We start from the raw sequence: 24,590 nt of genomic DNA, 5'->3' as shown, positions 1-24,590 counted from the left end.
CGGCGAGCCCGGGCGGCCTGCCCTCTTCCGGGGCCGGAGTCGTCACATGTTGATCATGTGGCCGGCGAGACCGTGGATCGCTTCCTTGACCGCCTCACCGAGCGTCGGGTGGGCGTGGACGTTGCGGGCGACCTCGTGGACGGTCAGGTCCCACTGCTGGGCCAGGGTCAGCTCGGGCAGCAGCTCGGTGACCTCGGGGCCGATCAGGTGGGCGCCGAGCAGCTCGCCGTGCGTGGTGTCGGAGATGATCTTCACGAAGCCCTGGGCGTCGCCGAGGCCGTGGGCCTTGCCGTTCGCGGTGAAGGGGAACTTGACGACCTTCACGTCGTAGCCCAGGTCGCGCGCCTGCGCCTCGGTGAAGCCGAAGCTGGCGATCTGCGGCTGGCAGTACGTCGCGCGCGGGATCATCGCGAAGTCGACCTCCATGGTCTCCGCGCCGCCGATCGTCTCGGCGGCGATGATGGCCATGGCCTCGGCGGCGTGCGCCAGCATCAGCTTGGCGGTGACGTCGCCGATGGCGAAGATGTGCGGCACGTTGGTGCGGCCGCGGCCGTCGACGGCGATGGCGCCGCGGTCGGTCAGCTTGACGCCGGTCTTCTCCAGGCCGTAGCCCTCGACGCGCGGCTGGAAGCCGATCGCCTGCAGCACCTTGTCGGCCTCGAGGACCTGCTGCTGGCCGTCCTTGGTGACGGTCACCTTGACCGAGGCGCCGGTGTCCTCGATGGAGTCGACCCTGGTGGAGGTGAGGACGTCGATGCCGAGCTTGCGGTAGCGCTTGGCCAGCTCCTTCGACACCTCCTCGTCCTCCAGCGGGACCACGCGGTCGAGGAACTCGACGATCGTCACCTTGACGCCGTAGTTGTGCAGCACGTAGGCGAACTCGACGCCGATGGCGCCGGCGCCCGCGATGATGATGCTGCCGGGCAGTTCCTCGGTGAGGATCTGCTCCTCGTAGGTGACCACGCGCTCGGAGAGAGTGGTGCCGGGGATCAGCTTCGTCGTGGTGCCCGCGGCGATGATGCAGTGGTCGAAGGTGACGGTGTCACCGTTCACCTCGATGGTGTTGGCGTCGATGAAGGTGCCGCGCCCGTCGAACTCGGTGATCGCGTTCTTCTTCATCAGGAAGTGGACGCCCTTGACCCGGCCGTCGGCGACCTTGCGGCTGCGCTCGAAGGCGGCGCCGTAGTCGAAGGTCACCTCACCGTTGATGCCGAAGGTCTTGGCCTCCTTGGTGAAGATGTGCGCCAACTCCGCGTTGCGCAGCAGCGCCTTGGAGGGGATGCAGCCCACGTTCAGGCAGACGCCGCCCCAGTACTTCTCCTCGATGACGGCCGTTCGAAGGCCGAGCTGGGCGGCGCGGACCGCCGCCGTGTATCCCCCGGGCCCCGCGCCGAGGACGACAACGTCGAAGTGAGTGCTCATGCTCCGGACACTATTGGACGCCGGTCACTGCGCCGAACTTGACCCCGTTAGTGATTGGCCACTAACTTATTCGCATGGTCAGGATGAGCGCCGAGGAACGGCGAGAGAGCGTCATCCGCGCCGCGATCACGGAGTTCGCGCGCGGCGGCTACCACGGCACCTCCACCGAGGCGATCGCCCGCCGCGTGGGGGTCAGCCAGCCGTACCTCTTCCGGCTCTTCCCCGGCAAGCAGGCCATCTTCCTGGCCGCCGCCACCCGCTGCCTGGCGGAGACACGGAAGGCCCTGGAGGACGGCATGGACCCCGGCGACCCCCACATGTCGATGGCCGCCGCCTACAAGCGGCTCATCCAGGACCGCGACATGCTGCTCATGCAGATGCAGGTCTACGTGGCCGTCGCCGCCATGGAGGACGAGTTCGGCGCGGAGATCCGCAAGGTGTGGGAGGACTGGTGGGACGCCATCCACCTGCTGCTCGGCGCCGACGCCCACGAGACCACGTTCTTCATGTCGTACGGCATGCTGATCAACACGCTCGTGTCGCTCGGCTTCCCTCCCGACCACCGCGTCTGGTCGAACTTCGCCGCCCCCTGACGGCGTTTTTCGTGCCCGCGAAACTTAGTAAGTAATAACTAATAAAGGAGCCCCCATGTCTCGTGTCGCCCTCGCCCTCGCCGTCATCGGCGGCCTGTTCATCTCCTACGTCGGCCTCAACTACCTCATCGACCCGCAGGCGGTCGCGGTGGGCTTCGGCTTCCGCACGGTCCCGTCCGACAGCTCGTTCCTGCTGGTGAAGGGCGTGCGCGACGTGGCCACCGGGCTCATCATCTTCACCCTGCTGATCGTCGGCCAGCGCCGCGCCCTGGGCTGGACGATGCTCGCGATCGCCGCCATCCCGCTCGGCGACGCCGTCGTGGTCCTCAGCCAGCACGGCGTGCCCGCCCTGGCGTACTTCATGCACGGCGGCACCGCCGCGCTCGTCGCCCTCACCGGCGTCCTCCTCCTGCGCAGCACCCGTTCCGTGGTTGGCTAGCGAGATGAGCGACCAGTTAGCCTCCGGGACGCCCGCCCTCGTGACCGTGGCACGGGTGATCCTGATCGTCCAAACCGCCTTCGGCTACCTCGGCCTGCTGGTCGTGGCGGGGCTTCTCGGCCGGTCCCCCTTCGATCTGACCGTCTTCCTGCCGGCGATCGTCATCCCCGTCGCGCTGCTCCTGATCACGGTCAGGTGGCGGTCCCGGCGCCGGTGGGTGTGGGTCACCGCGCTGGTCGTCGAGGCGCTGACGGCCGTCGTGCAGACCGTCCCCCTTCTGGTCTACGGCCTGCTGCGGCCCACCGACCTGCTCAACGTCCACCTGATCGGCGCCGTCGCCGTGATCGCGCTACTCAGCCTGAGCGACGTCAGGGGCTGGTTCGACCGCTGACCTGATCAGGGGGGCGTAGCCGTCCTCGAGGTCGTCGGGCAGGTCGGCGGCGGGGAAGAACCTGAGGTCGCTGTGCTCGTCGCTCGGCGTCAGCGCGGACGGCGGGCAGCCCCGAACGGTGGCCAGGAGGGCGACGATCACCACCTTGCCGGCCTTCCCGATGGTCAGGATCTCGGCGCCGACCACGGGCCCGACCGTCACCTCGAGGCCGCTCTCCTCGCGCACCTCCCTCGCGACGACCTCGGCCAGCGTGGTGTCCTCCTTCGCGGGCCAGCCGCCGGGCAGTTCCCACCTGCCGCGGGGGTTCCTGCACAGCAGCACCCGGTCGCCGTGCAGCACGACACCCTTGATCGAGGCGTGCATGAAGTACCAGCCGGTCTCAGCGTCGATCACGGTGGGATCGTCGCACCGTCCTCACGCCGGGGGAAGAGGAGGGGTGCGGCCCTCCCGCAGGGACGCCTCGCGCGAGGAGGCATCGCGCGAGGAGGCATCGCGCGAGGACGCCTCCCGCGAGACCTCGGAGGAGGAGTCGCCTGTGGAGACGTCGCGGGCCGAGGCGAGCACGCGTCCGATGACGATGCCGAGGGCCACGGCCCCGGCGGCGAAGAGCAGGGGCCGCCTCCTGGCCAGGTCCTTGACGTCCTCGACGATCCCGGCGAATCCCCGCTGGTCCAGGTAGTCGGCCGCGCGCAGCCCCACGCCCGCGATCTCCTGCATCGCCGCGTCCACGGGCGAGCCCGGCTCGCCGGTGTCGGCCGCGGACGCCAGCTCGTCGGACCACTGCCGGATGTTCCGCGCGGCCCGGTGCGCCTGGGAGTCCGCCTCCTTGCCGAAGCGTGTCCTGAGGTACTCGACGACCCCGTTCGTGTCAGACATTTCGGCACCTCCACCCGGAGCGCTACCCGCCTCGGGCGGATCCACGCATGTCAGAGGGCCGGGTACCGTTGTCACGTCCCAGCCGCTCAGACGACCAGCCGGAATGTTGTGGGAAGTCTCCATGCTCGATCCCGCACATCCTGGTGTGTGATCAGACGCATGATGAATGATTCCCCCAGCCGTCGCAGGTTCCCTACCGGGGACATCGCCAGGATCAGTGTGTTCGCCGCGCTGATCGCCGTCCTCGGCCTGCCGGGGGCGCTCAACCTCTTCGGCAACGCCGTCCCCATCACCCTGCAGACGTTCGGCGTGATGCTGGCCGGCGCGATCCTCGGCTCGTGGCGCGGCGCGCTCGCGGTGACCGTCCTGGTCGTGCTGGTGGCCGCGGGCCTGCCGCTGCTCGCGGGCGGGCGCGGCGGTCTCGGCGTGTTCACCGGGCCCTCGGTGGGCTTCCTGCTCGGCTGGATCCCCGGTGCGGCCCTCACCGGCTGGATCGTCGAGCGCGGCGGCAAGAACCCCGGCACCTTCCGCCTGCTCGTCGCCTGCCTCGCGGGCGGCGTCGGCGTGATCTACCTGTTCGGCGTCCCCGTCCAGGCGGCCATCACGGGGCTGCCGCTCGGCGCCGCGGCCCTGGGAAGCCTGGCCTTCATCCCCGGCGACGTGGCCAAGGCGGTGCTCGCGACGCTCGTGGCGCGAGGCACGCAACGGGCCTACCCCGACGCCGTCCCCGCCGTCCACCGCGAGCGGGTCAAGGCCGGTTGATCAGCGCATGCCCGTCGCCGCACAGGTCCAGCGCCACGCCGTCGAGCGTCCTCACCAGCCGGCGCTGTACGGTCCCCGAGGCTCCCTGACCTACGCCCAGCTGTGGCAGGAGGTGATCTCCAGGCCCCTTGACGGCAAGGGGCTGGTGGCGATCACCCTGTCCGACCCGGTCGACCAGCTCGTCGCCGTGCTGGCCGCCGACCTGGCGGGCGCCACGCCGCTGCTGTGCGACGAGGAGCAGCGCGCGCGGGTGGCCGATACGGTCCCCGTCGACCTGCACGTCGACGCGCCCCTCCCGGTCACCGCGAGTGCGCGGGTCCCGGCCGCGCCCGCCGCCGACGACCTGGCGTGGGCGTGCCTGACCTCCGGCAGCACCGGCAGGCCGCGCGCCGTGGTCCGCACCCGCGCGTCCTGGGCCGGCTCCTTCCTGCACCTCGGCGCGCTGGCCGGCATCGGCCCCGACGACGTCGTGCTGGTGCCGGGACCGCTGGTCTCCTCCCTGTACGGCTTCGCGGCCGTCCACGCCCTGGCGAGCGGCGCGACGGTGATCGTCCCCGGACGCTGGTCGCCCGGCTCGCTGACCGTCCAGCTCAGGAAGGCCACCGTCGTCCACGTGGTGCCGCACCGCCTGCCGGCCGTCCTCGACGTGCTGGAGGAGGTCGGCGGCCCGCTGCGCACCGCGGTGGTCGGCGGCGCCGCGCTGTCCCCGCAGGCGTGGGAGGTCGCCTCCCGGGCCGGGGTGGGGGTCGTGTCGTACTACGGCTCGAGCGAAACGTCGTTCATCGCCGTCGACGTCGACGGAACGGGCCTGCGCCCCTTCCCCGAGGTCGAGATCCAGGTGCGCGCCGGCGAGGTGTGGGCGCGCTCGCCGTGGCTGTCGCAGGGCTACCTCGCCGGGGCGCGAGGACCGCTGAAGACCGACAGGGAGGGCTGGATGAGCGTCGGCGACCTCGCCGAGCCGTACCGGCGGGGAGAACCGCTGCGGCTGCGCGGGCGCGGCGACGGCGCGATCCAGACCGGCGGCGCGACCGTGGTGCCGGAGGACGTCGAAGCCGTGCTGCGCGGCGTGCCGGGCGTCACCGACCTGGTCGTCGTCGGCTCGCCGCACCCCCGGCTCGGCTCGGTCGTGACCGCGGTGCTGGAGGGCTCGCCGCCCTCGCGGGCGGCGCTCGACGCGATCGCGCGCGGCGGCCTCGACGCCGCCCAGCGGCCGAGGCGCTGGTACGCCATGGGCGACCTGCCGCGCACCCCCACGGGCAAGCCGGCCCGAGGCGTGGTCGCCGCCCGGCTGGCCGGTGGCGATCCCGAGCTGAGGCGGCTCGTCTGACATGAGCGAGCAGCCTGTCGTCGTGGCCGCGCGCCGTACCCCCATCGGGACGGCGGGCCACGCCTACAAGTCGCTGCCGGCCGACCGGCTGGCCGCGCCCGTGATCGCGGCGGTCGCCGGGGAGGTCCCGCACCTCGCGGTCGACGACGTCGTGCTCGGCAACTGCATGGGCCCCGGCGGCAACCTGGCCCGCGTCTCGGTGCTCGCCGCCGGCCTGGGACACGACGTGCCCGGCCTCACCGTGGACCGCCAGTGCGGCAGCGGCCTGGCCGCGATCCTGCTGGCGGGCCAGGCGGTCCGCGCGGGAGACGCCGGCCTGGTCATCGCCGGCGGCGTGGAGAGCGCGTCGACGGCGCCGCTGCGGACCATGCGCGGGGCCGCCGAGCCGTACCGGAGGGCGCCCTTCGCGCCCTCAGGCCATCCCGATCCCGACATGGGACCCGCCGCGGAGGCCCTGGCCGCCGCGCGCGGCATCTCCCGGGAGCGCCAGGACGACTACGCCTTCCGCAGCCACGCCAGAGCGGTCGCCGCCCGCTTCGACGACGAGCTGGTGGAGATCGACGGCAGGCGCGCCGACCAGCGGCCCCGCGTGCTGCGCAGGGAGACCCTGGCGCGGCTGCCCGCCGCCTTCGTGCCCGGCGGCACGGTCAGCGCGGGCAACTCCTCGCCGATCAGCGACGGCGCGGCGGCGGTCGCCGTCGTGCCCGAGCGGCTGCGCGCGGGGCTGCCGGGTCTGCGGCTGGTGGCCGGCGCGGTCACCGGATGCGATCCCGCGCTGCCCGGCTGGGGTCCCGTGCCGGCCGTCCGGCGGGTGCTGGGCCGTACCGGCGTGAGCATGGCGGACGTCGCGGCGGTGGAGATCGTGGAGGCGTTCGCCGCGCAGGTGCTCGCGGTGACGGACGCGCTGGAGGCCGACCTGGATCGCGTCTGCGCCGACGGCGGCGCGCTCGCCCTCGGACATCCGTGGGGCGCGACCGGCGCGGTGGTGGTGACCAGGCTGTTCAGCAGGCTCGTGCGTTCCGGCGCGCCCTCGGGGACGCTGGGGCTGGCGACCGCCGCGGTCGGCGGCGGCATGGGCGTGGCGGCCCTGTTCGAGGTGGTGTGAATGATCGAGTTCAGCGGCGTCAACGTCACGCTCGGCGAGCGTGAGGTGCTGTCCGACCTGACGCTGTCCCTGCCGGAGCGCAGGATCGGCGTCGTGGGCGCGAACGGTTCCGGCAAGAGCACGCTCGCCCGCCTGATCAACGGGCTGGCCCTGCCCACCTCCGGTGACGTCACAGTCCTCGGCCTCGACACGCGCCGCCACGCCGCCCGCATCAGGCGGGACGTGGGGTTCCTGTTCACCGACCCCGACGCGCAGATCGTGATGCCGACCGTCGCCGAGGACGTCGCGTTCTCGCTGCGGCGCAAGGGCCTGTCCCGCGACGAGGTGGCCGAGCGGGTGCGCGCCGTCCTGTCCAGGTACGGCCTGGCCGACCACGCCGACCATCCCGCCCACCAGCTGTCGGGCGGGCAGAAGCAGCTGCTGGCCCTGTGCTCGGTGCTGGTGCTCGACCCGCAGATCCTGATCATGGACGAGCCGACCACGCTGCTGGACCTGCGTCACTCCCGCCAGGTCGCCGACCTGATGGGCCGGCTGCCCCAGCAGGTGGTCGTCGTCACCCACGATCTCGGCCTGCTCGACTCCTTCGACCGCGTCCTCGTGCTCGACCAGGGCCGGGTGGTGGCCGACTCCACGCCGAAGGCGGCGATCGACCACTACCGGGACCTCATGTCATGACCGGGATCTACCTGCCCGGCGACTCGTTCCTGCACCGGCTGCCCGCGGGGGCGAAGCTGCTGGGTCTCGCGCTGCTGTGCACGACGCTGCTGCTGCTCGGCTCGCCGCTGTGGCTCGGTGGCTTCACGGTGCTGGTCGTGCTGCTCTACGCGGTCTCGGGTGTGGGGCCGGCCGCGGCGTGGGCGCAGGTCAGGCCGCTGCGCTGGTTCGCCGTGGTGCTCTTCGTCATGCAGTTCGCGCTGGTGGACCTCTACGGCGCGGTCTCGTCCACGCTGCGGATCGTGCTCGCGGTGGCGCTTGCCGGACTGGTCACGCTCACCACCAGGTTCGCCGACATGACCGCCTGCTTCGAGCGCTGCTTCGCGCCGCTGCGCGCGTTCGGGATCGACCCGTTCCGCGTGTCGCTGCTGCTGTCGCTGACCGTCCGCAGCGTGCCGGTCATCTCGGCGCTCGCGACCAGGGTGCGGGACGCGCAGCGGGCGCGCGGCGTCTCGTGGAGCGTGCGGGCGTTCGCGGTGCCGCTGGTGGTCAGCGCCCTCCGCCACGCGGACGCCTTGGGCGAGGCCCTGAGCGCCCGCGGCCTGGACGACTAGCGCGCCGCTCCGGAGGCAGGTTCGCCCCGGCGCGGCTCAGGTGAGCGCGGGTGCCTTCCGCCAGATCCTGCCGCGCAGGTCCATGCCGCGGATGACCTGGATCCGGTACGGCTCCAGCCGCAGGACGTGCAGCTTCGGGTCGGCCGGCGAGGTCCAGAAGTTCCCGAGGTCGTAGCCCGCTCCCCGCGGGCTGGTCCGGCGATACTGCTCCCAGACATGACGTCTGGTCTCGCCGTCGTCGACCCAGGCCGCGACGGCGTCGATGGCGACCGAGTTGTTGCCGCGCGACCAGTAGGAGAAGCTCGTGTGGGGGTTGCCGGCCAGGTGGGCGGCCTTCACGGGGGTCCGGTAGGTGGCCAGCCAGCCGACGGGCTGGCCGTCGACGTTCTCCCAGACGGGGATGAGCACGCGGGTGCGCGGCCGGTTGGCGGCGTCGACCGTGACCATGGTGGAGTACACGATCGAGCCGATGTAGGCGTTGAACTCCTGCTCGATGTCGCTGAAGGCGATGGTCATCGGGCGCTTCCCTTCCTGAGTCCGAAGGCGCTGACCGCGGCGGCCAGGCCGGCCGCGACGAGCGGCACGACGAGGGCGGACCGGTAGGAGTCCGCGAGGTTCTGCGAGGTGACGATGACGGCGGTGGTGGCGGCCAGGCCGAGCGCGGCGCCGAACTGGAAGGAGGTGTAGAGCAGCCCGCCCGCCAGGCCCTGCTCGCTCTCGTCGACGCCGTCGGTGGCGACGATCGTCAGCGGGCCGTAGGCGAGCGCGAACGCCACACCGAGGATGATCATCGTGGGGAACATGGCGGCGTAGGTCCAGTCCATACCTACCGGCAGGAACAGCGCGTACGACAGCGCCGCGAGGAGCAGGCCGTACAGGATGACCTTGGCGTTGCCGAAGCGGTCGACCAGCCTGGGCGTCAACGTCGGCGCGAGGATGGCGTCGGCGCCGATCGCCAGCATGGCCAGGCTCGTCTCGAGCGACGACCAGCCGCGCAGCTCCTGGAGGTAGAGCACGACGACGAACTGGAAGCCGAAGAAGGAGGCCGAGAACAGCAGTCCCGCGAGGTTGGCGCGCACCAGCGGTCCGGAACGGAAGATGCCGAGCCGTACCAGAGGCGCGGGCGAGCGGCGCTCGACCACGACGAAGAGCGCGAACAGCGCCAGCCCGGCGGCGATCGTGGCCGCCGTGACGCCGGGGCCCACGTGGGTGGCGCGCTCGATGCCGACGACCAGCAGCATGATGGCGCCGGTGACCATGACCGCGCCCGCCAGGTCGACGCGCTGCCCCTTCCGCCGCCGCTGGTCGGCCTTCGGGATCAGCGGCACCGCCGCCACCAGGATGATCAGGGCGAGTACGGCGGGCGCGAACAGCACCCAGCGCCACTCGGCCTCGGCGAGCAGGCCGCCGAGCACCAGGCCGAGCGAGAAACCGCCGGCCGCGGTGCCCGAGTAGACCAGCAGCGCCTGGTTGCGCTGCCTGCCCTCCTCGAAGCTGGTCGTGATGATCGACAGGCCGGCGGGTGTCATGACCGCCGCGGCGACTCCCGCCACGAACCTCGCCGCGATCAGCATCCAGCCCTCGCTCGCCATCCCGCCGAGCGCGGAGACCACGAGGAAGACCGCGAGCCACGACAGGAACATCGCGCGCCGGCCGAACAGGTCGGCGGCCCGCCCGCCGAGCAGCATGAAACCGCCGTAGCCGAGCACGTAGGCGCTCATCACCCACTGCAGCTCGCCGGTGGACAGGCCGAGATCGGTCCTGATCGCGGGGAGGGCCACGTTGAGCATGGCGACGTTGATGCCCTCGAGGAAGATCGCGCCGCACAGGACGAGGAGCATTCCCCAGGCACGCGGTGTCATCCGGTCGAGCGGCGGTGATGAGACAGTGGCAGACACAGTGATCCCTCGGTATCGAAAGGTATGTCGGTTCTTTCTTGTAACCGAGAGCATCCTGCGTCACCATGAGGAACTGTGGAAGACGGCACTTCAAAGGCACCGAGTTACTCCTGCGAAACCATGGATGACGAGGTGATCCAGTGGGACACGCGGGCCGACTGCGAGGTCCGCCAGATCCTCGACCGGATCGCCGACAAGTGGTCGCTGCTGGTGATCGCGCTCCTGGAGCGCCGCACCATGCGCTTCACCGAGCTGCGCCGCCAGATCGACGGCGTGAGCCAGCGCATGCTGACGGTGACGCTGCGGCAGCTGGAGCGCGACGGGCTGGTCCAGCGGACCGTCCACCCCGTGGTGCCGCCGCGCGTCGACTACACGCTCACACCGCTCGGCGCCACGCTGCACGAGGCGATCAAGACGCTGGTGGTCTGGACGGAGGAGCACCAGCAGCACGTCGCGGCCGCGCGCTCGGCCTACGACGCCCGGGTCGCGGCCGAGGAGCAGCAGCTCAGCACCGGGATCGCGTAGATCGGATCTGTCGTAGCCGATCACTACCGTGGCCGCCATGACCCACGAGAGCGTGATCGCGATCTGGCGGCGGCTGCTGCACCCCGCCACGTCGTGGGTGCTGTTCGCCAACGGCACCTGCGTGATCCTGACGGAACCGGCCGACGACCTCGCCGAACAGGCCAAGGAGCTGCTGCGCGAGTACGGTCCCGTGCGGCCGGGGACGCCGGCGGGCGACTTCATCACCGTCGACCTGGACGACGCCCCCGGCTGGGCCGTGACGGGCCACCACCCCGACATCCTCACCTACGTCGCGGAGGACGAGCTCGAAGCCCGCGACGACCTCACCGTCGGCCTGTTCGGACGGGGCAAGCGTGGCCAGGACGGCCACGAGCTCGCGATCGCCCACATCGAGGACAGGCGCGCCTGCTGACCGGCAGGGGCTCCGGTCACCAGTGGTGGTGTCCCGAGCCGACCTCGAAGGGCGCCCGGCCGGGCAGGCTGACCACCGCCGTCGTGTTCGGCGGCACCACGGCCGCCACGGCCAGCCGCCCGCCGTCCAGCGACCAGCGCGTCTCCGCCATGCCGTACGGCGTGCGCAGCTCCGCCTTCGCCCACGTCAGCCCGCCACCCGGCCGCGGCGCCACCAGCAGCCTGCGGTAGCCGGGCGCGCCGGGCGCCAGCCCCGCGACGGTCCTGTGCATCCAGTCGGCGACCGCGCCGAGCGCGTAGTGGTTGAAGGAGGTCATCTCCCCCGGGTTGACCGACCCGTCGGGCAGCATGCTGTCCCAGCGCTCCCAGACGGTGGTGGCCCCCATGGTCACCGGATACAGCCACGACGGGCACGCGCGCTGGGTCAGCAGCCGGTAGGCGGTCTCCAGGTGGCCCGTGTCGGCGAGCGCGTCGCACACCAGCGGCGTGCCGAGGAACCCGGTGGGGATCCGGTGGCCGTCCCGCTCGACGAGGGCGGCCAGCCGGGCGCCCGCCCGGACGCGCTGCGCCCCGGTGGGCAGCAGGCCGAAGCGGATGGCCAGCGCGTACCCGGTGGCCGAGTCGCCGAGGACCTGCCCGTCGGCGGTGACGAACTCCTCGGCGAAGGCGGCGCGCGCCGCGGCGGCGAGCGCGGTGTAGTGGTCGTGCTCGGCCTGGCGGTCGAGCACGTCGGCGGCCATGGCGACCAGGTCCGCCGAGCGGACGTGGTAGGCGGCGGCCACCAGCCGCTTCGGCGTCCTGCCCTCGCCGGGCCGGTCGGGGGGCGCCGACGGGTCCAGCCAGTCGCCGAACTGGCGGCCGGTGAGGTACTCCTCGCCGAGCGCCGCCACGTGGTCGACCCAGCGGCGCATGCTGTCGAACTGGTCCTGGAGGATGCCCGCGTCGCCGTACCTCTCGTACAGCGTCCAGGGCACGATGACCGCGGCGTCGCACCATCCGGCGGCCGCGAAGACCGCCTCGGGGCCGAGCGGGTTGGGCACGACGACCGGCAGCGAGCCGTCCTCGCCCTGCTCGGCGGCCAGGTCGGCGAGCCAGGAGGTGAGCGGTCCCGCGCAGTCGTAGAGGAAGGCCGCGGTGGGGGCGAAGACCTGCAGGTCGCCGGTCCAGCCGAGCCGCTCGTCGCGCTGCGGGCAGTCGGTGGGCAGGTCGAGGAAGTTGCCGCGCATGCTCCACACGACGTTCTCGTGCAGGCGGTTGAGCAGCGGGTCGGAGCACTCGAACCAGCCGGTGCGCGCCATGTCGGTGTGGCAGACGACCGCGTGCGCCCCGGTGACCGGGCCCTCGATCGCGGCGTAGCGGAAGCCGTGGAAGGTGAAGCGCGGCTCCCACGTCTCCTCCCCGCCGCCGCGCAGGGTGTAGGTGTCGACGGCGGCGGCGGTGCGCAGCGGGCGGGTGCACAGCTCGCTGTCCTCCAGCACCTCGGCGTGCCTGAGGACGACCTGCTCGCCCGCGCGCCCTTCGGCCGTGATCCTGAGGCGGCCGACGAGGTTCTGGCCGAAGTCCACGACGGCACCGTCGCTCCGGCCGCTCAGCGTCTCGACGCGGCGGACGGCCGGCCCCGTGGGCGCGGTCAGCGTGGCGAGGTCACGCTCGACGGCCAGGGCGGGCGTCCAGTCCTCGGTGTCGTGGCCGGGCCGCGACCAGCCGCGGCGCTCCCGTCCCGCGTCGTAGCACTCGCCGTCGTAGATGCCGCTGGAGACGATCGGCCCGCTCGCGGCCAGCCAGTGGGTGCCGGTCACCACGCGCTCGACCTCGTCGCCGGAGTGGACGAGCTCGAGCTGGGCCAGCAGCGCCACGCCGTCGCCGTAGGGGACGCCGGCGTCGGCGAAGCCGATGCGGCCGCTGTACCAGCCCTCGCCGAGCATCGCGCCGATCGCGTTGCGGCCCGGTCTGACCAGGCCGGTGACGTCGAAGGTCTGGTAGCGCAGCCGGTGACCGTAGCTGGTCCAGCCGGGCGCGAGCACGTCGGCGCCGACCCGCTGCCCGTTGAGCTCCACCTCGTAGACGCCGAGCGCGGTGACGTAGAGGCGGGCGCGGGTGAGGCCGGGCCGCGCGTCGAACTCGGCGCGCAGCAGGTCGCGGCCCTCTCCCGGGCTGACGAAGCGGGCCGACCAGTCGTGGGCGGACAGCAGGCCCGCCTCCACGGGCACCGGAGCGCTCCACGCCGACCAGCCGCCCGCGCCGCGCACCCGTACCCGTACGGTCACCCGTTCCCTCGACGCCAGCGGCTCGAACGGCCAGGGCACCAGCACCGACGCGTCCGACTCGACCACCACCCGCCGGCCACGCGCCTCGACCTCGTAGGCGGTCTGCCGCCACGGCCCGTCGGCCTCGGTCGTCCACGACAGCCGGGGGTCGGCGACGCCGATGCCGAGGAACGGCTCGCTCAACTGCTCGACACGCACCCGGGAAATCCTCATCCAAGCTCCTTACTTACAACTAAGTAAGTAATAATCTAGAATGCCGGGCATGGCACAGAGAAGGGCATCGGGGCGACGCGAGGAAATCGCCGGAATCGCCGCGGAGATGTTCGCGAGAAGAGGCTTCAGAGGCACCGGCATGACCGAGATCGCGGCCCGCGTCGGCATCACCGAACCCGGCCTCCTCTACCACTTCCGCAACAAGGAAGGCCTGCTCAGAGCGGTCATCGAGTGGCGCGACTCGCGCAGCATGGACTACGCGCGCGAGGTGACCGCGCTCGGCGGCCTCGCCACCGTCCGCGAGATGCCCGCCTACGCCCACCGGAACAGCGCCGAACGCGGCCTGACCAAACTCTTCGCCGTGCTGCTCGCCGAGAACCTGGACGAGGGTGATCCCGCGCACGCGTTCTTCCGCGACCGCTACCGGGAAATGCGCGCGCTTCTCGCCGACGCGCTGGCGGTCGGCCAGGAACGCGGCGAGATCAGGGCCGACGTCGTGCCCGCCCGCAAGGCGGCGGAGATCCTGGCCACCCTCGACGGTCTGGCCACCCAGTGGCTGCTCGACCCCGACGAGGTCGACCTCGTCGACGCCATCGAGTCCTACGCCAGGTCGCTGGAGCGCGACCTGGCGGCCGTGGGATCCGCCCTCGGCCAGTGAGAACGACGGGAGCGTTCATGCACCTCGACCCCCCGCTTGTCCGCCTCTACGGCAGGCTCGCCGCGCACGCGGCCGAGCTGCCGCCCGCCACGCCCGGCGACCTCGACGAGGAGCGCCGCAGGTCCAACGCGACGATGCTGCTCATCGCGCCACCTCATGACCCCTCGCTCCTGGTGGAGGAACACCGGGTGCCGGTCGAGGGCGGGGCGGTCACGGTGCGGCTGACCAGGCCGAAGGGTCTCGCCGAGCCGGCTCCGCTGCTGGTGTTCCTGCACGGCGGCGGCTGGTACAAGGGCGACCTCGACGCCGGCGAGGTCGAGTGCGGCCCCCTGGCGAGCCTGGTGCCGTGCGCGGTGGCGTCGGTGGACTACCGGCTGGCGCCCGAGCATCCCTACCCCCTGCCGCTGGAGGACTGCCTGGCCGCCTACCTGTGGCTGCTCGACCACGCGGACGAGCTCGGGATCGACCCGCGCAGGGTCGCGCTCGGCGGTGCCTCGGCGGGCGCCAACCTGACGGCCGCGCTCTGCCTCCTGCTCAGGGACAGGGGGCTGCCGTTGCCCATCTTCCAGCAGCTCGACGCGCCCGCGCTCGACCTCACGCCCGAGGGCAACGACGCGGACGGCGGGCTCGGCGGCCTGACGAGCGCCGAGGTGCTCCGGTACGCCGCCTACTACCTGGGCACCGACGGCGATCCGCGCGACCCCTACGTCTCGCCGCTGCACGCGCCCGACCTGTCCGGGCTTCCGCCCGCCGCCCTGGTGATCTCCGAGCACGACCCCCTGCGGGCGCACGGCGAGCGCTACCTGGCCAGGCTGCACGAGGCGGGCGTGGCGGCGGCGGCCGTACGGGTGCTCGCCCATCCGCACGGCGGCTGGATCGCGCCCGGCACCGTGACGTTCACGCTGGTGCACGAGATGCGGGCGGGGCTGCTCAGACGGGCGTTCGCGGGCACGCTGATCGCCCCCGTGTCCGGCTAGACCGGCGGCAGGGGAGGGACGGCCGGCCGTCCCTCCCCCTGCTACAGCCCCGCGCCGAGCGGGAACAGCGGGTCGGCGCTCTCCTGCGGCACGTCAGGACGGCCCGCCTCCACCTCCGCCATCGAGCGGGGCAGTTGGAAGGGCAGGCGCCCCTTCGGCGTGGCACGTCCGAACACGACGTCGAGCACCGCCTCGTCGCTCGCGCCGTAGACGGCCACCAGCGCGGCGGCCCGCTCGGCGATCTCCGGGATGACCGCGGGCCGGTCCAGGTTGATCACGACCACGGTCGGGACCGCGTCGAGCAGGGCCAGGATCTCGGCCAGCCGCTCGGCGGGGAAGTCCAGCCGGCCGCCGCGGAACATCGACTCGTACCAGGTGGAGCGCTTCTCGTAGGGCGCGTCGATCCGCAGCACCGCCAGGTCGGCGGCGCCCGGGTGCTCGGCCGTCTCCACGCCCCAGGCCGCGAGGCCGGTGGTGAACCCCTCGGCGTACACCTTCGGGGCCGCGCCGTCCCCGAGCGCCGGCAGCGGCCCCTTGAGCAGCGTCGCGGCGGCGCGTTGCGCGGCGGCGCCCTCCGCCCGGTAGACGGCGTTGCCGACGATCTCCTCGGCCGCGTCGGGATCCACGAAGGGATGGTCGAACAGGCCGAGGACGAACTTCTCGCGCAGCAGCCTGCGTACCGAGGCGTCGATCCGGTCCTCGGCGACCCTGCCGCTCCTGACCAGCTCGATCACCAGCTCGGTGCAGTGCTCGCCGCCGAGCTGGTCGGCACCCGCCTCGATGATCTTCAGGACGCGTTCCGGCGGGCTCAGGTGCTCCACACCCCACGCCCGCGCGGGGATCGGCTCGCCGAAGACCACCCGGTCGGTGACCAGCGTCCAGTCGGTGCAGACGATCCCGTCGAACCCGAGCTCCTCCCTGAGCAGCCCGGTGACGACCCCGCGGTTGAAGCCGAACCCCACCTCCTCGTACGGCGTGCCGACCGGCATGCCGTAGTAGGGCATGATCTGCGTGGCGCCCGCCGCCAGCGCGGCACGGAACGGCTCCAGGTGATGGTCGAACCTGCCACCCGGATAGACCTGCTCGCGGCCGTTGGCGTAGTGCGGGTCGAGGCCGTCCTTCTGCGGGCCGCCGCCGGGGAAGTGCTTGACCATGGCGGCCACGCTGCGCGGACCGACCTCGGGCCCGCCGCGCAGGCCCTCCAGGTAGGCGGTGACCAGCCTGGAGGTGAGCGCGGCGTCCTCGCCGAACGTGCCGGAGATCCGCGACCAGCGCGGCTCGGTGGCCAGGTCGATCTGCGGGTGCAGGGCGACTCTGATGCCCACCGCGCAGTACTCCCTGCGCACGATGTCGGCGTACCGGCGCACCAGGGCGGGGTCGCCGATCGCGGCCAGGCCGAGCGGCTCGGGCCACTGCGAGAACGCGCCGGCGCTCATCGAGGCGGCCACGCTCTGGATGAAGGCGTGCCTGGGGTCGGTCGACAGCGTCACGGGGATGCCGAGCCTGGTCTCCCTGGCCCGCTGCTGCAGCTCGTTCTGCCACCTCGCGATGGTGCCCGCGGCGTGCGTGCCGTACAGGTTGAAGTGGGACATGTGCCGCTCGCCGACCATCTCCTCCAGCGAGGGGAAGTCGGCGCCGTCGGGATAGTCGCCGATGACCGCGAGCGTGTGGAACATCAGCCCGGCCTTCTCCTCCAGGGTCATCCTGGGCAGGAGGTCGGATACCCGATCCTCGACGGACAGGGCGGGGTCGCGATAACGCATCATCTGCTCCACAGCTCGTGCACCTCGGCCGCGTGGTCGGCGACCACGCGGCTGTTCTCGTCGAAAACCTGCGTCGGCCTGGTCGCGGCGGACCAGGCGGGCCATCCGGGGTCGCCCATCTCGGCGAAGCGCACCCATGCCTCGTGCATGGCGCGCGTCAGCGCGGCCGGCGTGTCGGGCCCGGTCATCAGTTGTGCCTCCGCCGTCGCCGTCGTGGCGAACACGAAGGGGATCTCCATCGCGTGCGCGGCCCCGAGCTCGTGCGACGGCGACCGCCAGGCGAACTCGTAGAGCCAGGTGCGCCCGGCGGGCCGGGCGTCGGCCAGCTTCCTGAGCGGGACGCGCAGCAGGTGGTCGGTGATCAGCAGGCCGAACGCCTCGCCGGGCGACAGCCGGGGGTGCAGCGCCCGGTACCCCCTGAACACCCGGCCGGGCACCCGCAGCTTCAGCAGCGCCAGGCGCACCATGACGGGCTTGAGCCGTGCCGCCAGGCCCGTCGGCACGAACCAGAGCCGGTACTCCTCGCTGGTCTGCCCGAAGATCACGGGCTTGCCGGGATCGAGGTCGCGCCCGGTCAGCAGTTCCCCGTCGAGCACCGGGCCGAAGCCCGGCCCGCCCATCAGCGAGCCCTTGCGGGAGACCGCCACCTGCGCGTCCAGCAGGCGTTCGCGGTCGACCGCGGCGAAGGCCGCAGCCGTGGGCGGCACGCCGAGCAGCTTGGCGATCATCGCGGTGGTCTTCCTGGCGGCCGCGGGCGGGCCCACCGCGGGCGGGCCGCTCTGCACGATCGCCCGGCTGAACAGCCCCGCGACGGACGGCACGGTCAGCAGCGCGGCGATGTCGATGGCCCCCGCCGACTCGCCGAACAGCGTCACGTTGCCGGGGTCGCCGCCGAACGCCTCGATGTTGTCGCGCACCCACTCCAGCGCCGCCACCTGGTCGAGCAGGCCGCGGTTCTCCGGCGCGTCGGGGAAGCTGCCGAACCCCTCCACGCCCAGCCGGTAGTTGATCGACACCAGCACGACGCCGCTGCGGGCGAACGCGCCGCCGTCGTAGACGGGCACGGAGTTGGACCCGTTGCGGTTGGACCCGCCGTGCACCCACACCATGACGGGCCTGCGGCCCGACAGGCCGGGGGTCCAGACGTTGAGGTTGAGGCAGTCGTCGCCGTCGATGTGGATCTCGGGGAGGATCGTGTCGAGCGGCGGCGCGTAGGGGCGTTTGGGGGCGGTCGGGCCGTACTCCAGCGCGTCGCGCACCCCCTCCCACGAGGCGGGCGGCTCGGGCGCGCGGAAGCGCAGGTCGCCGAAGGGCGGCGCGGCGTACGGCACGCCGCGGAAGACCGCGACGCCGTCCTCCATCCGACCCCGCAGCTTGCCGTACGTGGTGTCAACGATCATGCGCGTGCCTCGGTAGGTGGACGGGTATGTCCAGATCCTGGTGAAGCGGTGTCCCCGAGTCACTAGGCGCCGGCCGCCGCTTCCTGTCACCCTCTTGTGCCGCCGCACAATTCGTCAGCCGCAGCGCGAGCACCCCCGTGTACAGCGCCGTCACGTCCTCGGGACGCTCCAGCGACCTTCCGGTGAGCTGCTCGACCCGGTCCAGCCGGTTGCGGACGGTGTTGCGATGGCAGTACAGGCGTCTGGCCAGGTCGGCGGTCGAGTCGCCGGTCCACAGCCACGCCTCGAGCGCCTCCAGCAGCCGCGTGGTGTCGCGCCGGCCCAGCAGCGGGCCCAGGATCGCGCCCGCCAGCCGTTCGGCCAGGTCGGGACTGGCGGCCAGCAGCGCGCCGACCGGCCGCGCGTCCACCGTCGCCACGCCCGTGACCCCTTCGGGCAGGCTGGCGCGCGCCAGCGTGGCCAGACGCAGCGCCGCCGCCGTCTCGGTCAGCCGCTCGTACGGCGGGCTGACCCCCACCCTGCCCCGCATCCCCGCCACCGAGCGGGCCGGCATCACGCCCACCTGGTCGTCGGCGCGCAGCCGCCACGCGCACCCTCCCGGCATCGCCGTGCCGGGGTCGGCCACCACGCACACGTAGGGCCCCTTCGCGGGCAGGCCGAGCGCCTGCGCGCTGCCGTCGAGCGCCGTCCAGTCGTTCACCCTGCCCTCGATGAGCACGTCCAGCAGCACCAGCCGCTGCCGCTCGTCGTGCCTGGTCAGCTCGATCATGGTCTCTCTGTAGCTCTCGGTCACCGCCACCGAGTAGGCGTCGACGAGAGTCCAGATCGCGGTCATGGAGGTGGCCAGCGTGTCGACGGGATAGCCCGGGTGGGCGGTGGCCCGCTCCACCAGGCTCTCCCACAGCACCCTGAACCCGATCCGGTAGGCGTGGAGCAGCGCGCCGAGCGGGAAGCCCTGCGCCGCCCGCAGCCGCGCCGTCTCCCTCGACGCCCCCGTGCACGGCGCGCGCTGCTCGGCCAGGTCGGTGAGCTGGGCCAGCAGGTTGCGCCGGTTGTGCTCCTTGACCTCGGCCAGCAGGTCCCGGTCGAGAGCGGCGTAGGTCTCGTCCTCGGCCACGATCGCCGCGAAGATCTTCTCGGTCAGCTCGGGCACGTCCCGCAGCAGCTCGGTGGCGAGCCGCGCCAACGACGGGTAGGCCATGGCGGGGAGCCTACTGTGCGGGTGCACAGCTCACCGTGCCGGTCGGGAAGGCGCCGAACCCCTCCTGCCTGACCCTCCAGGTGCCGTCGCGCGGGAAGCCGCCCTCCTTCGCCATCATCGCCACCGCCGCGAGCAGTCCGCCGTTGGCGGGCAGGTAGACGCTCAGCCCGCCGCGGAACTGCGGCACGTGCCCGCCGGCCAGTGTGCGGTTCTTGGGTGTGTCCATGAGCAGCGCGTCGACCGCCGCCTCGGGCCGGCCCAGCTTGGTGGCGCACATGGCGAGCACCGGGTAGTCCCATCCCCAGGTGCTGGAGAAGTCCCAGCGGGCCAGCACGTCGTCGTAGGTCGCGGCCATCGTGTCCCGATCGATCATCGGGGTCTCCGGCACGAACCCGAGCGCCATCAGCATCGAGGGATGGTCGTCGGTGACCGTGTACGGCTCGACCGCCACCGCCGCGTAGACCCCGTCACGGACCGGCGGCCTGGCCAGGCCGTCGATGACGGCGTCCCAGGCGGCGCACCTGCCCATGCCCAGCCGTTCCCGCCAGTCCTGCGCGACGCCGAGCGCCCACGCCCAGTAGGCCAGCTCGAACGTCGGGTCGGCCGTGCGGGCCCGGTCCGGGTAGTAGGTCTCCTGGGCGGGCACGACCGGAGGGCCGAGATGGTAGGTGCCGCCGTCCTCCTCGGCGAAGTCGGCCATGAACGCGGCGGTCTCGAGGACGATCTCCCGGTAGCGTTCCAGCACGGCGTCGCCGCCGCCGTTCAGCCGGAGCAGCTCGGCGTAGTAGATCGGGTGCGGCTGCTGCCAGATGATGAACGCGCCGATGTCGCTCGGCGACTCGCGCCCGTCGGGGCCGACCTGCTTGGGCCACCTGGCTCCCGCGTAGCCCTGCCGCCGGGCGGTCTCCCCGGCCGCGCCGAGGACGTCCCGGTACCAGCCGAGGCTCCGTTCGAGCAGGTCGGGCCGCCCCCACACGGCGAAGTGGGCGGCGTGCCACCAGTGCATCTCCAGGTGGAACTTGCCGCCCCACGAGTTGTGGACCAGCCCGGACTCCTGGGGCGGCATGGTGCCCGCGCAGTGGACGGCGGTGAGGTAGCGCGACAGGACGACCCTGCGCTCCAGCTCGCGGGCGCGGGGGTCGGAACTGCCCTCGAAGCTGATGGCGGCGCCGCGGGTCCAGAAGTCGCGCCAGTGCGCGGCGGCCACCCGCCGCACCTCCTCGAAGGCGGGCAGGTCGCCGGCGCGGGTTCCGTCGGTCGGCTCGGAGGCAGGCCGGTCGCCGGTGGGTGTTCCGGCGGTCGGCCCGGAGGCGGGCCGGTCGCCGGCGCGGGTTCCGGCGCGGGTTGCGGCGAAGGCGGCGGTGGCGGTGAGCTCGTCCGCCGCGGTCCCGATCAGCAGCTCAGGGCCGAGCACGCCGTCCGTCGCCACCTCCACCACGTACCGGGCGTCGCCGACCCGCCGCTCGGCCCACGCCTCGCCGTACACGGTCTCCTGGAGCAGCTTCTCGCCCTCCAGCAGCGGGTCGGCCTGATCGGGGAAGGACAGCCTGAGCCGCAACCGCCCGTCCGCCAGCAGCGGGGACCGCACCCGGGTGGCCACCAGGTCGCGGTCCGGGTGGACGACCGTCCACACCTCGACGGGGCGGCCGAACACCGTGAAGCGCGCGTGCACGCACCCGGTCCACAGGTCGAGCTCCACGCGCGTGGCCGTCAGGTCGCCGAGGCCCACCTGCCGGTCGGCGAAGTCGAGCCCCAGCCTGCCGAGGTCGAGCCGGCGCGGGTTGGCGTACAGCCACGCCGCCGCCTCCGGCACCGGGCCCAGGCCGTCGGGGTAGCGCACCTCGCCGCGCCTGGTCCGGTAGCCGGTGGCGGCCTCGTCCAGCGTGTACGGCCGGCCGGGCGCCGTGGCGTACCAGCCCCACGTCGACTGGACGCGCAGCGGCACGGGGAAGTCGTCGAGGTCGAACTCCCGCGCCGGCAGCCGCCTGACGCCGTGCTCGTCGGTCACCAGGACCGGCCTGGGCAGCAGCTCGTGCGCGTGTGGGAAGGTCTGCAGCCCCGTGACGTCCACGTTGACGGCGAAGTCACCGTTGCCCACGCTGAGCGTGGACGAAGGATGCCACGTGGTCACCACCACGTTGTGGCCGCGCACCAGCCGCTCACGGTCGATCATCGCGCATCCTCGCCGCCAGCTCCTCGAGGCTCTCTGGGTCGATCTTCGAGCCGGGGAACCTGGCCAGACGGCTCAGCGGGATCGAGCCGATCGTCTTGACGTAGTCGTCGGTCAGGAAGCGGGAGGGCTCCCGCACCACGTCGAGCAGCGCCGTACGGCCGGCCGAGTCGGCGAACCAGTCGCCGAGCGGCGAGTCCGGCGTGAGCACGGGACGCCTGCCGGCCACGTCGAGGCCGACATCGGCGGACAGGCGCAGGTCCCGGGAGGAGGCGCCCACGTGGACGCGCGCCGTGCCGGACTCCGCCTGCCACCGGCCGCCGGCCACGTCGAAGTAGGCGAAGTCGCGGTAGCCGAGCGTGAAGCGGACCTCGGCGCTCTCGCCGGGCTCCAGCGCGAGCTTCGTGAAGCCGCGCAGCTCCCTGACCGGACGCCTGACCGTGGCGCTCGGCGCCGACACGTAGAGCTGGACCACCTCGCGCCCGTGCCTGCCGCCGGTGTTGGTGACGCGTGCCGCCACCTCGACCGCGATCTCCTTGTCGGTTCCCGTCACCGACACGGTCAGGTCGGAGTAGGCGAAGCTCGTGTAGGACAGGCCGTGGCCGAAGGGGTAGCTGACCTCGCCGTCGACGGCGTCGTGGTAGCGGTAGCCGACGAAGACGCCTTCGCCGTAGCGCACCTCGTCGGGGTCGCCGGGGAAGTTGAGGTAGCTGGGGGTGTCCTCCAGGCGCAGCGGGATCGTCTCGGCCAGCCGTCCTGACGGGTTGACCACGCCGAACAGGATGTCGGCGACGGCGCCGCCGCCGGCCTGTCCGAGCAGCCAGCCCTCCAGGATCGCGGCGACCTTCGCGTCCCACTCCGACACCGTCACCACGCCGCCGTTGGACAGCACCACCACGGTCCTGGCGGCCGTCGCGGTCACCGCGTCGAGCAGCGCGCGCTGGCCGGCGGGCAGATCGAGGTGGGTGCGGTCGTAGCCCTCCGACTCCTCGCCCTCGGGCAGGCCGAGGAAGACCACGGTGACGTCGGCCGCCGCCGCGACGGCGCGGGCCTGGGCGACCAGCTCGTCGTCGGGCTCGCTCGAGTCGAGCCGGTAGCCGGGCGCGAAGGGCAGGTCGGCGCCTGCGGCGGCGCGCATCTCGCTCAGCGCGTCGTCGAGCCTGGTCGGAATGATCTGCGAGCTTCCCGCGCCCTGGTAGCGGGGGGTGCGGGCGAGTTCGCCCACGACGGCGACGGAGGCGGTGGGGGCGAGCGGGAGCACGCCGTCGTTCTTCAGCAGCACCGCGCACTGCCCGGCGACCTCGCGGGCCAGCCGGTGGTGCTCCTCGGCGCCCGCCACGGCGATCGCGACCGCGCCGCCGGCCTGGGCCGCCTCGTAGGCGCGGGTGAAGTCCGGCGTGCCGGCGTGCGGGAAGGCGCCAGGGGCGGCGCCGGCGCGGGCGGCCCGTACCGCCTCGGGCTGGGCGGCCTGCGCCCGCGCGACCAGCGCGAGCACCCGCTGGGCCGCGAGATCCAGCAGCTCGGGGTCGAGCCGCCCGTCGCGGACGGCCTCGACGATCTGGGCGTCGGTGACGCCGCCCGAGGTGGGCATCTCCAGGTCGAGCCCTGCCCGCACCCCCGCCACCCGGTCGTCGACCGCGCCCCAGTCGGACATGACCAGGCCGTCGAAGCCCCATTCCTCGCGCAGGACCTGGGTGAGCAGCCAGCGGTTCTGCGAGGCGTACTCGCCGTTGACCTTGTTGTAGGCGCACATCACGGTCCACGGGCGGGCCTGCTTGATCACGTGCTCGAACCCGGCGAGGTAGATCTCGCGCAGGGTGCGCTCGTCGACCTCGGCGCTGACGCGCAGCCGGTTGGTCTCCTGGTTGTTGGCGGCGAAGTGCTTGAGCGCAGCGCCGACGCCGCGCGACTGCAGGCCCTCCACGAGCGCCGCGCCGAGCACGCCGCTGACCAGCGGGTCCTCCGACAGGTACTCGAAGTTGCGCCCGCACAGCGGCGAGCGCTTGATGTTGATGCCGGGCCCGAGCAGCACCTGCACGCCCAGCGAGCGAGCCTCGGTGCCCAGGGCGGCGCCGACCCTGCGCAGCAGGTCGGCGTCCCATGACGAGCCGAGGGCGACGGCGGGCGGCATGCAGGTGGCGGGGATGCTGTGCCCGATGCCGAGATGGTCTCCGCCGACGATCTGGCGGCGCACCCCGTGCGGGCCGTCGCTCAACGTGATCGAGGGGATTGCGGCGCGGTCGACGGGCTTGGTGGTCCAGAGGGAGGCGCCGGAGGTCAGCGACGCCTTTTCGGCGATGGTCAGGTCGTTCACGGGGCGATCGTGTCCAGGTAGTCGTCGAGGGAGGCGAGCAGGTCGAAGTCGGGTTCGAGCAGCCACTGGGTCTGGAGGCCGTCGAGCACGGCGATGAGCACGGGCCCCATGGCCGTGTCGCTCACCTCACCCCTGCTCTTGGCCTTGTCGAGGGTGCTGGAGAACAGCTCCCGGCTGGTGCGGTAGCGCTGCCGGAAGAACTCGTGGGCGGGGTGTCGTGGATCGACGGCCTCGGCGGACAGGGTCACGAACAGCCGCATGACGCCTGCCGCGGCCATGTTGCGGGTCATCAGCTCGCGGGTCGCCTCGCGGAAGCTGCCCGCTTGCGCCCATGTCGTCTCGAACCAGGGGATGTCGGTGTCGTCTCGCTGCTGCAGTACGGCGGCCAGGAGAGCCTCCTTGGAAGGGAAGTAGTGCAGGACGCCCGCCGGCGTGAGGCCCACCTGGGCGGCCACGTCGCGCAGGGAGGCGCCCCGGTAGCCCTTGATGCTGAACAGCTCGCGGGCGGCGTCGAGGATCTGCTCCCGGCGGGCGGCGCCCACGGTGGAGAGCTTGCGTGCGGCCATGAAGTCAAGGCTAACAAAACCACCTATCAGTTGGTAGGTTTTTG

24 protein-coding genes are annotated in these 24,590 nt (G+C 72.6%); 12 read left to right on the top strand and 12 right to left on the bottom strand.

Annotated elements, in window-relative coordinates:
- Nucleotides 1–42: 42 nt before the first annotated feature.
- Nucleotides 43–1,422: a dihydrolipoyl dehydrogenase gene (gene lpdA, locus ACWENQ_RS25050; RefSeq protein WP_452416404.1), complete on the bottom strand. Its 1,380-nt coding sequence runs from the start codon at nt 1,420–1,422 to the stop codon at nt 43–45.
- Nucleotides 1,423–1,496: 74 nt separating this feature from the next.
- Between lpdA and ACWENQ_RS25045 the strand changes: the two genes are divergently transcribed.
- From ACWENQ_RS25045 to ACWENQ_RS25035, 3 genes are read left to right on the top strand one after another with little or no spacing between them, the layout of a single operon-like run.
- Nucleotides 1,497–2,015, top strand: coding sequence for a TetR/AcrR family transcriptional regulator (locus ACWENQ_RS25045; protein ID WP_449915081.1), 519 nt, complete (start codon nt 1,497–1,499; stop codon nt 2,013–2,015).
- Nucleotides 2,016–2,070: 55 nt separating this feature from the next.
- On the top strand, nt 2,071–2,454 hold the full coding sequence (locus ACWENQ_RS25040; protein WP_452416402.1) for a DUF4267 domain-containing protein: 384 nt from the start codon (nt 2,071–2,073) through the stop codon (nt 2,452–2,454).
- A gap of 4 nt (nt 2,455–2,458) precedes the next feature.
- Nucleotides 2,459–2,845 (top strand): hypothetical protein, encoded by a 387-nt coding sequence (locus tag ACWENQ_RS25035; RefSeq protein WP_452416401.1) that lies wholly within the window; start codon nt 2,459–2,461, stop codon nt 2,843–2,845.
- Here ACWENQ_RS25035 and ACWENQ_RS25030 read toward each other — a convergent pair.
- Together ACWENQ_RS25030 and ACWENQ_RS25025 are read right to left on the bottom strand one after the other, a co-directional pair.
- Complete coding sequence (locus ACWENQ_RS25030; RefSeq protein WP_452416400.1) at nt 2,804–3,238, bottom strand: NUDIX domain-containing protein; 435 nt, start codon at nt 3,236–3,238, stop codon at nt 2,804–2,806. The two genes, ACWENQ_RS25035 and ACWENQ_RS25030, sit on opposite strands and share 42 nt — an antisense overlap.
- A gap of 21 nt (nt 3,239–3,259) precedes the next feature.
- Nucleotides 3,260–3,721: a hypothetical protein gene (locus tag ACWENQ_RS25025; protein WP_452416398.1), complete on the bottom strand. Its 462-nt coding sequence runs from the start codon at nt 3,719–3,721 to the stop codon at nt 3,260–3,262.
- 159 nt (nt 3,722–3,880) lie between these two features.
- Here ACWENQ_RS25025 and ACWENQ_RS25020 point away from each other — a divergent pair, with 159 nt between their 5' ends.
- Genes ACWENQ_RS25020 through ACWENQ_RS25000 form a run of 5 tightly spaced genes read left to right on the top strand, consistent with a single transcriptional unit; the run spans nt 3,881 to nt 8,183 of the window.
- Complete coding sequence (locus ACWENQ_RS25020) at nt 3,881–4,483, top strand: biotin transporter BioY (protein WP_354907691.1); 603 nt, start codon at nt 3,881–3,883, stop codon at nt 4,481–4,483.
- 7 nt (nt 4,484–4,490) lie between these two features.
- Complete coding sequence (locus ACWENQ_RS25015) at nt 4,491–5,810, top strand: class I adenylate-forming enzyme family protein (protein WP_452416396.1); 1,320 nt, start codon at nt 4,491–4,493, stop codon at nt 5,808–5,810.
- Between the two features lies 1 nt (nt 5,811).
- Nucleotides 5,812–6,915, top strand: coding sequence for a thiolase family protein (locus tag ACWENQ_RS25010; RefSeq protein WP_452416395.1), 1,104 nt, complete (start codon nt 5,812–5,814; stop codon nt 6,913–6,915).
- Nucleotides 6,916–7,590 (top strand): energy-coupling factor ABC transporter ATP-binding protein, encoded by a 675-nt coding sequence (locus tag ACWENQ_RS25005; RefSeq protein ID WP_354907695.1) that lies wholly within the window; start codon nt 6,916–6,918, stop codon nt 7,588–7,590. It begins immediately after the preceding gene.
- Nucleotides 7,587–8,183, top strand: coding sequence for an energy-coupling factor transporter transmembrane component T family protein (locus tag ACWENQ_RS25000; RefSeq protein WP_354907697.1), 597 nt, complete (start codon nt 7,587–7,589; stop codon nt 8,181–8,183). The genes ACWENQ_RS25005 and ACWENQ_RS25000 overlap by 4 nt, the downstream gene beginning before the upstream one ends.
- A 36-nt stretch (nt 8,184–8,219) precedes the next feature.
- Here the strand turns inward: ACWENQ_RS25000 and ACWENQ_RS24995 are convergent, their stop codons facing one another.
- Together ACWENQ_RS24995 and ACWENQ_RS24990 are read right to left on the bottom strand one after the other, a co-directional pair.
- Nucleotides 8,220–8,699 (bottom strand): pyridoxamine 5'-phosphate oxidase family protein, encoded by a 480-nt coding sequence (locus ACWENQ_RS24995; RefSeq protein WP_452416393.1) that lies wholly within the window; start codon nt 8,697–8,699, stop codon nt 8,220–8,222.
- Complete coding sequence (locus tag ACWENQ_RS24990) at nt 8,696–10,045, bottom strand: MFS transporter (RefSeq protein WP_449915107.1); 1,350 nt, start codon at nt 10,043–10,045, stop codon at nt 8,696–8,698. Before ACWENQ_RS24990 ends, ACWENQ_RS24995 begins: the two co-directional genes overlap by 4 nt.
- A 156-nt stretch (nt 10,046–10,201) precedes the next feature.
- Between ACWENQ_RS24990 and ACWENQ_RS24985 the strand changes: the two genes are divergently transcribed.
- A complete protein-coding gene (locus tag ACWENQ_RS24985; protein WP_449915110.1) occupies nt 10,202–10,606 on the top strand; it encodes a winged helix-turn-helix transcriptional regulator in 405 nt (134 codons plus the stop codon).
- A gap of 37 nt (nt 10,607–10,643) precedes the next feature.
- Nucleotides 10,644–11,018, top strand: a complete 375-nt coding sequence (locus ACWENQ_RS24980; RefSeq protein ID WP_449915112.1) for a hypothetical protein — start codon at nt 10,644–10,646, stop codon at nt 11,016–11,018.
- 16 nt (nt 11,019–11,034) lie between these two features.
- Here ACWENQ_RS24980 and ACWENQ_RS24975 read toward each other — a convergent pair whose 3' ends face one another.
- On the bottom strand, nt 11,035–13,497 hold the full coding sequence (locus tag ACWENQ_RS24975; RefSeq protein ID WP_452416391.1) for a family 78 glycoside hydrolase catalytic domain: 2,463 nt from the start codon (nt 13,495–13,497) through the stop codon (nt 11,035–11,037).
- A gap of 49 nt (nt 13,498–13,546) precedes the next feature.
- Here ACWENQ_RS24975 and ACWENQ_RS24970 point away from each other — a divergent pair, with 49 nt between their 5' ends.
- Both ACWENQ_RS24970 and ACWENQ_RS24965 read left to right on the top strand, forming a co-directional pair.
- A complete protein-coding gene (locus tag ACWENQ_RS24970) occupies nt 13,547–14,155 on the top strand; it encodes a TetR/AcrR family transcriptional regulator (protein WP_449915118.1) in 609 nt (202 codons plus the stop codon).
- Nucleotides 14,156–14,172: 17 nt separating this feature from the next.
- Entirely contained in the window at nt 14,173–15,132 is a 960-nt protein-coding gene (locus tag ACWENQ_RS24965; protein ID WP_452416389.1) for an alpha/beta hydrolase fold domain-containing protein, read from the top strand.
- A gap of 41 nt (nt 15,133–15,173) precedes the next feature.
- Here ACWENQ_RS24965 and ACWENQ_RS24960 read toward each other — a convergent pair whose 3' ends face one another.
- Genes ACWENQ_RS24960 through ACWENQ_RS24935 form a run of 6 tightly spaced genes read right to left on the bottom strand, consistent with a single transcriptional unit; the run spans nt 15,174 to nt 24,546 of the window.
- Nucleotides 15,174–16,898: a glycoside hydrolase family 3 protein gene (locus ACWENQ_RS24960; protein WP_452416532.1), complete on the bottom strand. Its 1,725-nt coding sequence runs from the start codon at nt 16,896–16,898 to the stop codon at nt 15,174–15,176.
- The gene (locus tag ACWENQ_RS24955; RefSeq protein ID WP_452416387.1) at nt 16,895–18,295 is read right to left on the bottom strand and encodes a carboxylesterase/lipase family protein; all 1,401 of its coding nucleotides are present in this window, start codon (nt 18,293–18,295) and stop codon (nt 16,895–16,897) included. The genes ACWENQ_RS24960 and ACWENQ_RS24955 overlap by 4 nt, the downstream gene beginning before the upstream one ends.
- A complete protein-coding gene (locus ACWENQ_RS24950) occupies nt 18,285–19,496 on the bottom strand; it encodes a PucR family transcriptional regulator (protein ID WP_452416385.1) in 1,212 nt (403 codons plus the stop codon). The genes ACWENQ_RS24955 and ACWENQ_RS24950 overlap by 11 nt, the downstream gene beginning before the upstream one ends.
- Before the next feature lie 10 nt (nt 19,497–19,506).
- On the bottom strand, nt 19,507–21,669 hold the full coding sequence (locus ACWENQ_RS24945; RefSeq protein ID WP_452416383.1) for a hypothetical protein: 2,163 nt from the start codon (nt 21,667–21,669) through the stop codon (nt 19,507–19,509).
- Nucleotides 21,656–23,980: a glycoside hydrolase family 3 C-terminal domain-containing protein gene (locus ACWENQ_RS24940; protein WP_452416381.1), complete on the bottom strand. Its 2,325-nt coding sequence runs from the start codon at nt 23,978–23,980 to the stop codon at nt 21,656–21,658. Before ACWENQ_RS24940 ends, ACWENQ_RS24945 begins: the two co-directional genes overlap by 14 nt.
- Entirely contained in the window at nt 23,977–24,546 is a 570-nt protein-coding gene (locus tag ACWENQ_RS24935) for a TetR/AcrR family transcriptional regulator (protein ID WP_449915134.1), read from the bottom strand. The genes ACWENQ_RS24940 and ACWENQ_RS24935 overlap by 4 nt, the downstream gene beginning before the upstream one ends.
- Between the last annotated feature and the right edge of the window lie 44 nt (nt 24,547–24,590).

This window comes from Nonomuraea sp. NPDC004354 (assembly GCF_053602555.1).
This window is presented reverse-complemented; position numbering and strand designations above follow the sequence as displayed.

What these genes read in the sequence shown, in the direction of transcription:
- ACWENQ_RS25010 (WP_452416395.1), top strand. Translation starts at nt 5,812, where the DNA reads ATGAGCGAGCAGCCTGTCGTCGTGGCCGCGCGCCGTACCCCCATCGGG.
- ACWENQ_RS25045 (WP_449915081.1), top strand. Translation starts at nt 1,497, where the DNA reads ATGGTCAGGATGAGCGCCGAGGAACGGCGAGAGAGCGTCATCCGCGCC.
- ACWENQ_RS25000 (WP_354907697.1), top strand. Translation starts at nt 7,587, where the DNA reads ATGACCGGGATCTACCTGCCCGGCGACTCGTTCCTGCACCGGCTGCCC.
- ACWENQ_RS24985 (WP_449915110.1), top strand. Translation starts at nt 10,202, where the DNA reads ATGGATGACGAGGTGATCCAGTGGGACACGCGGGCCGACTGCGAGGTC.
- ACWENQ_RS24960 (WP_452416532.1), bottom strand. Translation starts at nt 16,898, where the DNA reads ATGATGCGTTATCGCGACCCCGCCCTGTCCGTCGAGGATCGGGTATCC.
- ACWENQ_RS24995 (WP_452416393.1), bottom strand. Translation starts at nt 8,699, where the DNA reads ATGACCATCGCCTTCAGCGACATCGAGCAGGAGTTCAACGCCTACATC.
- ACWENQ_RS24990 (WP_449915107.1), bottom strand. Translation starts at nt 10,045, where the DNA reads ATGACACCGCGTGCCTGGGGAATGCTCCTCGTCCTGTGCGGCGCGATC.
- ACWENQ_RS25035 (WP_452416401.1), top strand. Translation starts at nt 2,459, where the DNA reads ATGAGCGACCAGTTAGCCTCCGGGACGCCCGCCCTCGTGACCGTGGCA.
- ACWENQ_RS25025 (WP_452416398.1), bottom strand. Translation starts at nt 3,721, where the DNA reads ATGTCTGACACGAACGGGGTCGTCGAGTACCTCAGGACACGCTTCGGC.
- ACWENQ_RS24945 (WP_452416383.1), bottom strand. Translation starts at nt 21,669, where the DNA reads ATGATCGACCGTGAGCGGCTGGTGCGCGGCCACAACGTGGTGGTGACC.
- ACWENQ_RS24965 (WP_452416389.1), top strand. Translation starts at nt 14,173, where the DNA reads ATGCACCTCGACCCCCCGCTTGTCCGCCTCTACGGCAGGCTCGCCGCG.
- ACWENQ_RS25040 (WP_452416402.1), top strand. Translation starts at nt 2,071, where the DNA reads ATGTCTCGTGTCGCCCTCGCCCTCGCCGTCATCGGCGGCCTGTTCATC.
- ACWENQ_RS24950 (WP_452416385.1), bottom strand. Translation starts at nt 19,496, where the DNA reads ATGGCCTACCCGTCGTTGGCGCGGCTCGCCACCGAGCTGCTGCGGGAC.
- ACWENQ_RS24975 (WP_452416391.1), bottom strand. Translation starts at nt 13,497, where the DNA reads ATGAGGATTTCCCGGGTGCGTGTCGAGCAGTTGAGCGAGCCGTTCCTC.
- ACWENQ_RS24970 (WP_449915118.1), top strand. Translation starts at nt 13,547, where the DNA reads ATGGCACAGAGAAGGGCATCGGGGCGACGCGAGGAAATCGCCGGAATC.
- ACWENQ_RS25005 (WP_354907695.1), top strand. Translation starts at nt 6,916, where the DNA reads ATGATCGAGTTCAGCGGCGTCAACGTCACGCTCGGCGAGCGTGAGGTG.
- lpdA (WP_452416404.1), bottom strand. Translation starts at nt 1,422, where the DNA reads ATGAGCACTCACTTCGACGTTGTCGTCCTCGGCGCGGGGCCCGGGGGA.
- ACWENQ_RS24935 (WP_449915134.1), bottom strand. Translation starts at nt 24,546, where the DNA reads ATGGCCGCACGCAAGCTCTCCACCGTGGGCGCCGCCCGCCGGGAGCAG.
- ACWENQ_RS24955 (WP_452416387.1), bottom strand. Translation starts at nt 18,295, where the DNA reads ATGATCGTTGACACCACGTACGGCAAGCTGCGGGGTCGGATGGAGGAC.
- ACWENQ_RS25015 (WP_452416396.1), top strand. Translation starts at nt 4,491, where the DNA reads ATGCCCGTCGCCGCACAGGTCCAGCGCCACGCCGTCGAGCGTCCTCAC.
- ACWENQ_RS25020 (WP_354907691.1), top strand. Translation starts at nt 3,881, where the DNA reads ATGATGAATGATTCCCCCAGCCGTCGCAGGTTCCCTACCGGGGACATC.
- ACWENQ_RS24980 (WP_449915112.1), top strand. Translation starts at nt 10,644, where the DNA reads ATGACCCACGAGAGCGTGATCGCGATCTGGCGGCGGCTGCTGCACCCC.